This is a genomic window from Variovorax sp. OK605, from assembly GCF_900115445.1.
In the GTDB taxonomy this organism is placed as follows: Bacteria; Pseudomonadota; Gammaproteobacteria; order Burkholderiales; family Burkholderiaceae_C; genus Variovorax.
Genome location: NZ_FOWL01000009.1, coordinates 359,192 through 370,976 on the forward strand (window position 1 = coordinate 359,192; position 11,785 = coordinate 370,976).

Genomic DNA, 11,785 nt, shown 5'->3' on the forward strand with positions numbered 1-11,785 from the left:
TGCGGGCCAAAGGAACAACGCATGCGCAAGATTTCGACCCGTCCCACTCCCCTGTTCGGCGTGGGCCTGCTGCTGGCCATGTCCGGCGCCTCGGCCCAGGAGGCCGCCTCGTCCGGCGCACTGCCGACGCTGACCGTCAACGAGAAGAAGACCATCTCGACGGCCACCCGGCTGGAGGCCGACCCGCTGCGCATTCCGTTCACCACCTATTCGGTGGACCGCGCCCAGATGGACGCCGTGGGCGCGGTCACGCTGGAGGACACGCTGCGCACCGTGCCGGGCCTGCAGTTCGGCACGCAGGGCAACTACTACACGCGCTTCGAGACGCGCGGCCTGCGCGACACGCAGGACGTGCTGGTGCTGATCGACGGCGTGCCGCTGCGCCAGCTCCAGGGCAACGCCGACATCACGCTGATCGCGCCCGACCTGGTCGATCGCGTCGAGTTCATCAAGGGCCCGGCCTCGGCGCTCTACGGCAAGAACGCCATCGGCGGCGTGGCGCAGTTCTTCATGAAGCCCGAGCGCGCGGGCGGCACCGTGACCACCACGCTGGGCAGCTTCGGGCGCACCGACGCCAGCGTGCGCTACCGCTGGGACTTCGAGCGCGGCAACCTGTACATCGGCGCGGCCAACAACGACTACAAGGGCTTCCAGCGCGACGCGGGCCGGGCGCAGGCGGCGGCCGTGCTCGGCGGCGACTTCGCCGTCACGAACAACTGGACCACGGGCTTGCAGATCTACGACTCGCACGTGCGCGGCGACCGCGGCTCCATCGTGCCGCTGCAGAACGGCAAGCCGATGTTCGGCATCACCTCGCGCGACAACTACGGCATTCCCGACTCTTACGTGGTGGGCGACTACCAGTCGATCGCGTGGAAGAACAAGGTCGACTTCGGCGGCGGCTGGTCGCTCAGCCACCTGAGCAGCTTCGCGCGCTACGACCGCTTCTTTGCCGGGGGCATCACCATCGTGCCGCCGCCCGCGGCCGTGAACAAGGGCTACTCCGAAAGCGACACCTCCGACCGCGGCGTGTTCCACGACGTGGCCGTGACGTGGCTCACCGGCGGCAAGCGCTGGAGCAACGAGCTGCAGTTCGGCGTGAACATCGAGCGCGGCTGGCAGAACCTCGACTCGCCCACCTTCACCAACGCACCGACCTACCGCGGCCCGTTCTACGACGTGCCCGTGACCAACGTGCGCAACGACCCGCGCGGCATTCGCGGCGCCACCACCTACTCGCGCTTCGACCAGGAAGTGCGCAGCTTCTATGTGCAAGACCGCTTCGAGTGGGACGCGTTCGGCATCACCGCCGGCCTGCGCCACGACAAGTTCGAGCAGACGCTGGGCCGCTCGGGCACCAGCGTGGTCTCCGCGCAGGAAGGCAGCCGCACCAGCCCGCGCCTGGGGGCCGACTGGGCCTTCTCGCGCAACGCCGCGGCCACGCACGCGGTGTTCGCCAACTGGAGCGAAGGCTTCCGCCCGCAGGCCGTGGCGCTGAACACGCGCAACAACGTGGTGGTGCCCGACATTCTTCGCCCCGAGCTCACGCGCAGCAAGGAAGTGGGCGTGAAGGGGCGCGCGGCCGACGACGGCTGGGCCTACCAGGTCAGCGTGTTCGAGGCCGAGAAGGTCGACGGCCAGCGCGCCTACCGCAGCGGGCCCGACTCGTTCGTGTTCAGCAACGCGACCTCGCGCGCGAAGGGCATCGAGTCGTCGCTGCAGGTGCGGCTGTCGCAGCACTGGAACGGCTACCTGCACTACACGTGGCAGGACGCGCGCCTGAAGGACTTCCAGACCTACACCGACAGCGGCGCGCGCAGCACCAACTTCGGCGGCTACCGCGTGCGCATGTCGGCGCACAACATCGCCGGTGTCGGCGTGACCTGGGCGCAGGGCCCCTGGTCGGTGTCGGGCACAGCCAACTACGTGGGCAGCCGCTACCTGCGCGACAACGTGGTCAACCCGCAGAAGCTGCCGGGCTATTTGCTGGCCAACGTGGCGGTGAGCTACAAGGCCACGCCGCAGCTCACGCTGCAGGCGGGCGTGAACAACCTGGCGAACAAGTACTACATCGGCGACGACCTCTCGGCGCAGGACGCCGGCAACGCCGGGGCGCCGCGCACCTTCTTCGCGCGCGCCAGCTACACGTTCTGAGCGCGATGAAGCGGCGAACGATGCTGACGGGAATGGCGCTCATGACTTCCGGCTTGGCTGCTTCACCCGCGTTCGCCGCGCAGGGGTTCCCGCGCGAGGTCACCGACGCGCTCGGCCGCCGCGTGCGCATCGCGGCGCCGCCGCAGCGCATCGTCGTGGTGTTTCCGAGCAACGTCGAGCTGGCCTGGGCACTGGGCCTGGAAGACCGCGTGGCCGCCATCGGCGGGCGCGTGCGCTGGCCCGAGTCGGCACGTGCCAAGCCGAGCATCGGCGGTTCGCTGGGCTACTCGGCGGAAGCGGTGGCCGCGTACCGGCCCGACCTGCTGGTGGTGACGCCGTCGCACTACACGGCGCTGGGCCTGGTGGAGGCCTTCGAGCGCGTGCAGGTGCCGTCGGTGGTGCTGGCGCACCCGGACCTGCCTTCGGTGTTGCGCAACATCGACCTGCTGGGCCGCGCCACCGGGGCGGACGACGCCGCGCGGGCCTTGCGCGCAAGCATGGAGGAACGCCTGAACGCCGTCGCCCGCACGGTGGCCGTGGCGCCGCGACGCAGCGTGTACCTCGAGACGGCCGCCGCCGCGCGCGGCGCCTTCCAGACCATGGGCACGGGCCACTACGCCAACGACGCACTGCAGTGGGCCGGCGGGCGCAACGTGTTCGCCGACCTGCAAGGCTCGCAGCAGGTGAGCGCCGAGGCGATCTTCGTGCGCGACCCCGACGTGATCATCTCGCTGCAGCAGGTGCCCAAGGACCCGGCATCGATCGCCGAACGGCCCGGCTGGCACAGCCTGCGCGCGGTGAAGAGCGGCCGCGTGGTGGTGCTGGAGCGCAGCCACAAGCTGATACCCGGGCCGCGGCAGATCGAGGCGGTCGAGCAGTACGCGCGGGCCCTGCATCCGGAGCTGTTCGCATGAACGAGAAGAAACGGGTGTCTGACGCCACCTTGTGGCTGGTACTGGGCGTGGCGGGCATCGCGGCGGTCACGCTGGCCTTGAGCATCGGCGCCGGCACGGTGTGGCCCACGCGCTGGTTCGCCAGCGGCTCGCTCGACGCGGAGCTGGTGCGCCTGTGGCGCGCACCGCGCGTGGCGGCGGCCTTTTTCGTGGGCGCCTGCCTGTCGCTGGCGGGACTGGTGTTCCAGGGCGTGTTCCGCAATCCGCTGGCCGAGCCCTACCTGCTGGGCAGCGCGAGCGGCGCGGCCGTGGGCGCGGCCATTGCGCTGTTGCTGCCGGCCATCGTGCCGCCGGCGCTCGGCCTGCCGCTGCTGGCCTTCCTGGGCGCGTGGGGCGCGAGCTGGCTGGTGCTGCTGGTGGGGCGGCTCGGCGGCGAATGGCAGGCCGGCCGCCTGCTGCTGGCGGGGGTGGCGCTGGCCGCCATCCTGGCGGCGCTGCGCAGCCTGATCCTCATGGTGTACGGCGACGAGTCGACCAACCTGCGTGCCGTCATCTCGTGGCAGCTGGGCGGCGTGCAGACGCCCACGCCGGGCGAGGTGGCCGCGCTGTTCGCGGCGCTCGCCGTGCTGGTGCTGCTGGTGCGCTCGCTGGCCTACGGACTCGACGCACTGGGCATGGGCGAGGACACGGCCCACAGCATGGGCGTGCGCGTGCCGCGTTTTTCCGCCTGGGCCGTGCTGGTGGCCTCGCTGGCCACGGCGCTGGCCGTGAGCTGGGGCGGCCTGATCGGCTTTGTCGGGCTCATCGTGCCGCACGTGCTGCGCTGGTGGATCGGGCCGCTGCATGCGCGGCTGGTGCCGGCCTGCGCGGTGGCCGGCGGCATTCTCATGGTGCTGGTCGACGGCGTGGCGCGTGCCGCGCTGGCGCCCAGCGAGATTCCGGCGGGGCTGTTGACGGCGCTGATCGGCGGACCGTTCTTCCTGGCGCTGCTGCTGTGGAGGCGCGCATGAGCGAAGCGACCGGCGGCGCGACGGCCGTGAGCGACGCGCTCGTCTTCGACGACGTTTCCACCGGCGTGGGACGCCACCGCTTCCTGCTGGACCGCGTGAGCCTGGCGATTCCCGAACGGGGCCTGCTCGGCATCGTCGGCCCGAACGGCTCGGGCAAGACGACGCTGCTGCGCACCGCGCTGGGTCTGATGCCGCTGTCGTCGGGCCGCGTGCTGCTGCGCGGCCGGCCGCTGCCGCAGTGGCCGGCACGCGCGTTCGCGCGGCACATCGGCTACGTGGCGCAGCAGGGCACGAGCCATTGGGACCTGAGCGTGACGGAAATGCTGCGGCTCCATGCGGCCGAGCTGTCGCCCGAGCTGGTCGAACGCTGCGAGCTCGAACCGCTGCTCGCGCGCCGCTTCGCCACGCTGTCGGGCGGGGAGAAGGCGCGCGTGAGCGTGGCGCGCGCGCTGGCGCACGGCCCCGCGCTGCTGCTGGCGGACGAGCCGGCGGCGCACCTCGACATTCCGCACCACCACCGGCTGATGGCCATGCTGCGCGAAACGGCGCGGCAGCGCGCGGTCGTCGTGGTGCTGCACGACCTGCATGTGGCCAGCGCCTGGTGCGAGCGGCTCGCGCTGCTTTCCGGCGGGCGCCTGCTCGCGCACGGCACGCCCGCCCAGGTGCTGACGCCCGCGCTGCTGTCCACGGCGTACGGTGCGCCGATTGCCTCGCACGAGGTCGGCGCGCTGCGCTTCTTCACCGGCGTGCCCGGTCAGCGGGCGCCGGCATGAACGCGCCGCTGCGCATCGACCTGGCCGGCTACTCGCGCGAAGCGACGCTCGGCGATCACCGCGCGTTTCTGGCCTTCTTCGAGGAAGCCGAGCGGCTGGGCTTCGACGGCGTGTGGTTCCATGAATTCCGGCTGCTGCCCGCCGGCGGGCCTTACCCCTCGCCGATGCTGCTGGCCGCCGCCCTGCTTGCGCGCACGCAGCGCCTGCGCGTGGGCGTCTCGGCCCTGGTGCTGCCGCTGCACCATCCGCTGCTGCTGGCCGAGGAGATCGCGCAGCTCGATTTGCAGAGCGACGGCCGCTTCGACGTGGGCGTGGGCCGCGGCACCGACGCGTCGACCTTGCGCGCGCTGCAGATCGACCCCGCCAGCACGCGCGAGCGCTTCGAGCGCGCCTGCCTGCTGCTGCGCGACGCGCTGAGCGGCAAGGCCGTGTCGTCCAGCGAGGGGCCGTGGCGCTTCGACGCACAGACCGTCGGCCCGGTGGGCTCGCAACGACAGCATCCGCAGCATCCGCCGCTGTACATCGCCGGCTCGACCGCCGAGACCATGGGCTTTGCCGTGGCGCATGGCTTGCCGCTGCTGCTGAGCCTGGAGCCGCCCGAAACGGCGCAGCTCGCGCACGTGGAGGCCGCCTTCGCGCAACGCGGGCGCGAGGGGCAGGCGCGGATGCTGGCGAGCTCGTCGCTCTCGCGCTACGTCTGCATCGGCGCGACGCAGGCAGCCGCCAGGGCGCAGGCCGACCGGCTGCTGCCGCTGCTGTACGCGCGCCGCCTGCACTTCGCACGGCTGCGCGGCGTGTTGCCCGAACAGGTGCCGCCGCTGGACGCGGCGCGCGTGCTGCGCGAGCAGGTCGTGCTCGGCGATCCGCAGGACTGCGTGGCGCAGGTCGAACAGCTGGTCGCGCGCACCGGCGTGCGGCAGTTGCGCTGCGTCTTCAATGGCAACGGCGTGCTGGCCAGCGGCGAGGCGCTGGAGGGCATGCGGCTCTTCGCGCAGGAAGCCATGCCGGCGCTACGGGCGCAACAGGCGCGACAGGCGCAACACGCGTTACAGGCGATGCATTCGAACCAGGCCCAAGGCCCTAAGCATCCGCCACCGCATACGGCGTGAACCGGCTTTCGTTCTCGTTCACGTCCAGCGCCCGGCCCACGAAGGGGAACGCCCGCTGCGGGCAGGCCACGCGTTCGCACACCTTGCAGCCCATGCCGATGGGCGTGGGCACTTCCTGGTCGGCCAGGTCCAGGCCCTTGGCATAGATGAGCCGCGAGGCGTGGCGGATGTCGCATCCCAGGCCGATGGAAAAAGTCTTGCTCGGTGACGCGAAGCCGCGCTGGCCGTGCGACACCGTGCGCGCCACCCACAGGTAGGTGCGGCCGTCGGGCATGCGCGCCAGTTGGCGCAGGATGCGCCCGGGCTGCGCGAAGGCCTCGTACACGTTCCACAGCGGGCAGGTGCCGCCGGTCTTCGAAAAGTGGAAGTGCGTGGCCGACTGCCGCTTGGAGATGTTGCCGGCGCGGTCCACGCGAATCAGAAAGAAGGGCACGCCGGGCGCGCCGGGCCGCTGCAGCGTGCTCAGCCGGTGGCAGATGGTCTCGAAGCCCACGCCGAAGCGGCGCGCCAGCAGGTCGATGTCGTAGCGCAGCGTTTCCGCGGCTTTCAGGAAGAGACCGTAGGGCAGCAGCATGGCGCCGGCGAAGTAGTTGGCCAGGCCGATGCGCGCCAGCGCATGCGCCGTGGCGTCGCCGAAGTCGGCGCCTTCCACCAGCGACTCGATCAGCTGCGTCTGCTCCAGCAGGGCCAGCTGGGTGGCCAGCTGGAACGCCTGCTGGCCGGGCTCGAGGCTGCCCGACAGGCGCAGCACGCGGCTGGTGGCGTCGTAGCGGCGCTGGCTGTCGATGGCGTCGTCGTCGGTCGGCACCACGCGCACGCCGTGTTGCTTCATGAGCCGCAGCAGCAGCCATTCGGACAAGGGGCCGCCGTAGCTGCGCGCCTCGCCCGCCAGTTGCTCGGCCGCCATGTCCAGCGGCTCGAAGTGGTTCTGGTGGGCGAAGAAGAAATCGCGCACCACCTCGAAGGGCATGGGGCGCGCGCGCGTGAGCTCGCCGCGCCCGTCGCCGAACTCGGCGGCCATCATCTCCAGCCGCTCCATGGCCTCCTGGTGGCGCCGGTGCAGCGCGAGCAACGCGCGCGCCACCGCGGGCATCTGCGAGGCGACCTCGCGCAGCTCGGGCAACGCGACGGTCTCGCCGCCGGGGTTGTCGGCCAGCGCGTCGCGCATGCTGGAGACCAGGCGAGCCTCCTCGTCTTCGGAGAACTGCTGCACGTCGACGCCGAGCGCGCGGCTGATCTTCAGCAGCACGGCCACGGTGAGCGGCCGCTGGTTCTGCTCGATCTGGTTGAGGTAGCTGGGCGACAGGCCGAGCGCCTGGGCCAGCGCCACCTGCGTCAGGCCGCGCTCGGCGCGCAGCTTGCGCAGGCGCACGCCCATGAAGGTCTTGCTCATCGTGTGGTTCCTGGCGAGAAGGGGCGGTCAGTTGGACTTTGCAATATTCGCAATATTTGCAAATTCGGCATTTTCCATTCGCAATGATTGGCTAATTCAGTCCTTCATTATGGGCATGCAATTGCGTAAATTGCGAATCCATGACGAACCACGACACGGCGCTCGAACTCACGGAAATCGTGTTCCCCGAGCACGCCAACCACTACGGCACGCTGTTCGGCGGCAACGCGCTGCTGCTGATGTCCAAGGCGGCCTTCCTGGCCGCGCGCGCCTTCGCGAAGTCCGACGTGGTGATGGCCAGTTGCGGCGACGCGCAGTTCCTGGCGCCCGTGCCGGTGGGCAGCGTGCTGCGGCTTCGCGCATGGACCAGCCGCGTGGGCCGCTCGTCGCTCACGGTCTGCGTGAGCGGCACGGCCGAGCAGCTGGGCCACGCGCCGCGGCTGGCGCTGAAGTCGCTGTTCGAGATGGTCGTCGTCGACAAGAACGGCCGGCCCGCGCGCATTCCCGGCGCCTACCTGCACAAAGAGAAAGAGAAGGAAGCAGCATGAACGACATTGCCACCCCCACCAACCCCACAGCCTCCGCCGTCACGGCAGTCACTGCGGTCCCGCCCCCAGCCAGCGGCTTCAAGCCGAAGAAGTCCGTCGCCCTGTCCGGCGTGACCGCCGGCAACACCGCGCTGTGCACCGTGGGCCGCACCGGCAACGACCTGCACTACCGCGGCTACGACATCCTGGACATCGCCGAGGTCTGCGAGTTCGAGGAAATCGCGCACCTGCTGGTGCACGGCAAGCTGCCCACGGCCGCCGAGCTGCGCGCGTACAAGGCCAAGCTCAAGTCGATGCGCGGCCTGCCCGCGAGCCTGAAGGAAGCGCTGGAGCAACTGCCCGCCAGCGCGCACCCGATGGACGTGATGCGCACCGGCGTCTCTTCGCTGGGTTGCATGCTCCCCGAGAAGGAAGACCACAACGTGCCGGGCGCGCGCGACATCGCCGACCGGCTGATGGCTTCGCTCGGCTCGATGCTGCTGTACTGGTACCACTGGTCGACGCAGGGCAAGCGCATCGACGTGGAGACCGACGACGACTCCATCGGCGCGCACTTCCTGCACCTGCTGCATGGCCGCAAGCCGGGCGCCGCGTGGGAACGCGCGATGCACACCTCGCTGAACCTGTACGCCGAGCACGAGTTCAACGCCTCGACCTTCACCGCGCGCGTGGTGGCGGGCACGGGCTCGGACATGCACTCGGCCATCACCGGCGCCATCGGTGCGCTGCGCGGGCCCAAGCACGGCGGCGCGAACGAGGTGGCCTTCGAGATCCAGAAGCGCTACGACTCGCCCGACGAGGCCGAGGCCGACATCCGCCGCCGCGTGGCGGCCAAGGAGGTCGTCATCGGCTTCGGCCACCCGGTGTACACGGTGAGCGATCCGCGCAACGTGGTGATCAAGGGCGTGGCGAAGTCGCTGTCGCACGAGGCCGGCTCGACCAAGATGTTCGACATTGCCGAGCGGCTCGAGCGCGTGATGTGGGAGGTCAAGAAGATGTTCCCCAACCTCGACTGGTTCAGCGCGGTGAGCTACCACATGATGGGCGTGCCCACGGCCATGTTCACGCCGCTGTTCGTCATTGCGCGCACCTCGGGCTGGGCGGCGCACATCATCGAGCAGCGCATCGACAACAAGATCATCCGCCCGAGCGCCAACTACACCGGGCCGGAAGACCTGAAGTTCGCGCCGATCCAGGATCGGACGTAAAAAGAACAGGAGACGAGAAGAGGCCTGCGCCGCGCACCGTGCGTGAAGCATGTGAAAGCGCACAGGCCCGAGCGTTGCCCCCATGAACACCCACTACCGCAAGAACCTTCCCGGCACCTCGCTGGACTACTTCGACGCGCGCGAGGCCGTCGAGTCGATCCGCGCCGGCGCCTGGGCCACCCTGCCCTACACCTCGCGCGTGCACGCCGAGAACCTGGTGCGCCGCTGCGACCCGGCGCTGCTCGCGCAAAGCCTGGTGCAGATCGTCGAGCGCCGGCGCGAGCATGACTTTCCGTGGTTTCCGGCGCGCGTGGTCTGCCACGACATCCTGGGCCAGACCGCGCTGGTCGACCTGGCCGGCCTGCGCGACGCCATTGCCGAACAGGGCGGCGACCCGGCGCAGGTGAACCCGGTGGTGCCGGTGCAGCTCGTCGTGGACCACTCGCTGGCGGTGGAGTGCGGCGGCTTCGACCCCGATGCCTTCGCGAAGAATCGCGCCATCGAGGACCGGCGCAACGAGGACCGCTTTCACTTCATCGAATGGACGAAGCGGGCCTTCAGGAACATGGAGGTGATTCCGCCGGGGAACGGGATCATGCATCAGATCAACCTCGAGCGGATGTCGCCCGTGGTGCATGCGCAGGACGGCGTGGCCTACCCCGACACGCTGGTGGGCACCGACAGCCATACGCCGCATGTCGATGCGCTGGGCGTGGTCGCCATCGGCGTGGGCGGGCTGGAGGCCGAGAACGTGATGCTGGGGCGCGCCTCGTGGATGCGCCTGCCGGTCATCGTGGGCGTGAAGCTCTCGGGCCGGCCGCAGCCGGGCATCACCGCCACCGACGTGGTGCTGGCGCTCACGGAGTTCCTGCGCCATGCGAAGGTGGTGGGCGCGTACCTGGAGTTCCACGGCGAAGGCGCGGCCAGCCTCACGCTGGGCGACCGCGCGACCATCTCGAACATGGCGCCGGAGTACGGCGCCACGGCCGCGATGTTCGCCATCGACGAGCAGACCATCGACTACCTGCGCCTGACCGGGCGTGCCGACGCGCAGGTGCGCCTTGTCGAAACCTACGCGAAGCACACCGGCCTGTGGGCCGACGCGTTGAAGGACGCGGTGTACGAGCGCGTGCTGCAGTTCGACCTGTCGACGGTGGTGCGCAACATGGCCGGCCCGTCGAACCCGCATGCGCGCGTGGCGACAACCGACCTGGCGGCGCGCGGCATTGCAGCGCCCTGGCGCGACGAGCCCGGCCGCATGCCCGACGGCGCGGTGATCATCGCGGCCATCACCAGCTGCACCAACACCAGCAACCCGCGCAACGTGATCGCCGCGGGCCTGCTGGCGCGCAACGCCAACCGCCTGGGCCTCGTGCGCAAGCCGTGGGTGAAGTCGTCGCTGGCGCCGGGCTCCAAGGCGGTGACGCTGTACCTGCAGGAGGCAGGCCTGATGGGCGAGCTCGAGCAGCTGGGCTTCGGCGTGGTGGCCTATGCGTGCACGTCGTGCAACGGCATGTCGGGCGCGCTCGACCCGGTGATCGAGCAGGAGATCGTGGCGCGCGACCTGTACGCGACCGCGGTGCTGTCGGGCAACCGCAACTTCGACGGGCGCATTCATCCGTATGCGAAGCAGGCGTTCCTGGCCTCGCCGCCGCTGGTGGTGGCCTATGCGATTGCGGGCACGGTGCGCTTCGACATCGAGCGCGACGTGCTGACCGTGGCGAACGGCAAGGAGATTCGCCTGAAGGACATCTGGCCGAGCGACGAGGAGATCGATGCCATCGTGAAGTCGAGCGTGAAGCCCGAGCACTTCCGCCAGGTGTACGAGCCGATGTTCGCGATCCGGCCCGACACCGGCGAGCAGGTGGCGCCGCTGTACGACTGGCGCGCCGCATCGACCTACATCCGCCGGCCGCCCTACTGGGAAGGCGCCTTGGCGGGCGAGCGCACGCTCAAGGGCATGCGCCCGCTCGCCATCCTGCCGGACAACATCACCACCGATCACCTGTCGCCGTCGAACGCGATCATGATGAACAGCGCGGCCGGCGAGTACCTGCACCGCATGGGCCTGCCGGAGGAAGACTTCAACTCCTACGCGACGCACCGCGGCGACCACCTCACCGCGCAGCGCGCCACCTTCGCCAACCCCACGCTGCGAAACGAGATGGTGCGCAACGGCGACGGCACGGTGCGCGCCGGTTCGCTGGCACGGCTGGAGCCCGAAGGCCGCGTCATGCGCATGTGGGAGGCCATCGAAAGCTACATGGCGCGCAAGCAGCCGCTGATCATCGTGGCGGGCGCCGACTACGGGCAGGGCTCTTCGCGCGACTGGGCCGCCAAGGGCGTGCGCCTGGCCGGCGTGGAAGCGATTGCCGCGGAGGGCTTCGAGCGCATCCACCGCACCAACCTGATCGGCATGGGCGTGCTGCCGCTGGAGTTCAAGCCGGGCGTCGACCGCCTCACGCTGAAGCTCGACGGCACCGAGACCTACGACGTGACCGGCGAGCGCAAGCCGCGCGGCGACCTCATGCTGGTCATCCACCGGCGCAACGCGCAGCGGCTCGACGTGCCGATGACCTGCAGGCTCGACACGGCCGAGGAGGTGTCGATCTACGAGGCAGGCGGCGTGCTGCAGCGCTTTGCGCAGGACTTTCTTGCAACGACAGCGCGCTCGCCCGTGGCAGCCTGAATCGAGAA

The 11,785-nt window shown here is 70.2% G+C and carries 9 protein-coding genes; 8 read left to right on the forward strand and 1 reads right to left on the reverse strand.

The features are described 5' to 3' along the window. Positions 1-21 precede the first annotated feature (21 nt). The 5 genes from BM013_RS24630 to BM013_RS24650 are packed head-to-tail and all read left to right on the forward strand — an operon-like array spanning position 22 to position 5,939. Complete coding sequence (locus tag BM013_RS24630; RefSeq protein WP_093130267.1) at positions 22-2,154, forward strand: TonB-dependent receptor; 2,133 nt, start codon at positions 22-24, stop codon at positions 2,152-2,154. A gap of 41 nt (positions 2,155-2,195) precedes the next feature. Further along, positions 2,196-3,068, forward strand: coding sequence for an ABC transporter substrate-binding protein (locus tag BM013_RS24635; RefSeq protein ID WP_256221659.1), 873 nt, complete (start codon positions 2,196-2,198; stop codon positions 3,066-3,068). Continuing rightward, positions 3,065-4,057: a FecCD family ABC transporter permease gene (locus BM013_RS24640; RefSeq protein ID WP_093130269.1), complete on the forward strand. Its 993-nt coding sequence runs from the start codon at positions 3,065-3,067 to the stop codon at positions 4,055-4,057. Before BM013_RS24635 ends, BM013_RS24640 begins: the two co-directional genes overlap by 4 nt. Further along, positions 4,054-4,830: an ABC transporter ATP-binding protein gene (locus tag BM013_RS24645; protein ID WP_143098329.1), complete on the forward strand. Its 777-nt coding sequence runs from the start codon at positions 4,054-4,056 to the stop codon at positions 4,828-4,830. Before BM013_RS24640 ends, BM013_RS24645 begins: the two co-directional genes overlap by 4 nt. Beyond that, positions 4,827-5,939, forward strand: a complete 1,113-nt coding sequence (locus tag BM013_RS24650; protein WP_256221660.1) for an LLM class flavin-dependent oxidoreductase — start codon at positions 4,827-4,829, stop codon at positions 5,937-5,939. The genes BM013_RS24645 and BM013_RS24650 overlap by 4 nt, the downstream gene beginning before the upstream one ends. Here BM013_RS24650 and BM013_RS24655 read toward each other — a convergent pair. After that, positions 5,911-7,332, reverse strand: coding sequence for a short-chain fatty acyl-CoA regulator family protein (locus tag BM013_RS24655; protein ID WP_093130271.1), 1,422 nt, complete (start codon positions 7,330-7,332; stop codon positions 5,911-5,913). The genes BM013_RS24650 and BM013_RS24655 overlap by 29 nt on opposite strands. 140 nt (positions 7,333-7,472) lie before the next feature. On the opposite strand from BM013_RS24655, the gene BM013_RS24660 reads away from it, so the two are divergent. The 3 genes from BM013_RS24660 to acnD all read left to right on the forward strand — a co-directional run bounded on the left by BM013_RS24660 (position 7,473) and on the right by acnD (position 11,777). Next, positions 7,473-7,880 (forward strand): acyl-CoA thioesterase, encoded by a 408-nt coding sequence (locus tag BM013_RS24660; RefSeq protein WP_093130272.1) that lies wholly within the window; start codon positions 7,473-7,475, stop codon positions 7,878-7,880. After that, entirely contained in the window at positions 7,877-9,088 is a 1,212-nt protein-coding gene (prpC, locus tag BM013_RS24665; protein ID WP_093130273.1) for a bifunctional 2-methylcitrate synthase/citrate synthase, read from the forward strand. Before BM013_RS24660 ends, prpC begins: the two co-directional genes overlap by 4 nt. Before the next feature lie 82 nt (positions 9,089-9,170). Next, positions 9,171-11,777 carry a Fe/S-dependent 2-methylisocitrate dehydratase AcnD gene (acnD, locus tag BM013_RS24670; protein ID WP_093130274.1) on the forward strand — a complete coding sequence of 869 codons (2,607 nt, stop codon included), beginning with the start codon at positions 9,171-9,173 and terminating at the stop codon, positions 11,775-11,777. Positions 11,778-11,785 lie beyond the last annotated feature (8 nt).

What these genes read in the sequence shown, in the direction of transcription:
- prpC (WP_093130273.1), top strand. Translation starts at nt 7,877, where the DNA reads ATGAACGACATTGCCACCCCCACCAACCCCACAGCCTCCGCCGTCACG.
- BM013_RS24660 (WP_093130272.1), top strand. Translation starts at nt 7,473, where the DNA reads ATGACGAACCACGACACGGCGCTCGAACTCACGGAAATCGTGTTCCCC.
- BM013_RS24645 (WP_143098329.1), top strand. Translation starts at nt 4,054, where the DNA reads ATGAGCGAAGCGACCGGCGGCGCGACGGCCGTGAGCGACGCGCTCGTC.
- BM013_RS24640 (WP_093130269.1), top strand. Translation starts at nt 3,065, where the DNA reads ATGAACGAGAAGAAACGGGTGTCTGACGCCACCTTGTGGCTGGTACTG.
- BM013_RS24630 (WP_093130267.1), top strand. Translation starts at nt 22, where the DNA reads ATGCGCAAGATTTCGACCCGTCCCACTCCCCTGTTCGGCGTGGGCCTG.
- BM013_RS24650 (WP_256221660.1), top strand. Translation starts at nt 4,827, where the DNA reads ATGAACGCGCCGCTGCGCATCGACCTGGCCGGCTACTCGCGCGAAGCG.
- acnD (WP_093130274.1), top strand. Translation starts at nt 9,171, where the DNA reads ATGAACACCCACTACCGCAAGAACCTTCCCGGCACCTCGCTGGACTAC.
- BM013_RS24635 (WP_256221659.1), top strand. Translation starts at nt 2,196, where the DNA reads ATGACTTCCGGCTTGGCTGCTTCACCCGCGTTCGCCGCGCAGGGGTTC.
- BM013_RS24655 (WP_093130271.1), bottom strand. Translation starts at nt 7,332, where the DNA reads ATGAGCAAGACCTTCATGGGCGTGCGCCTGCGCAAGCTGCGCGCCGAG.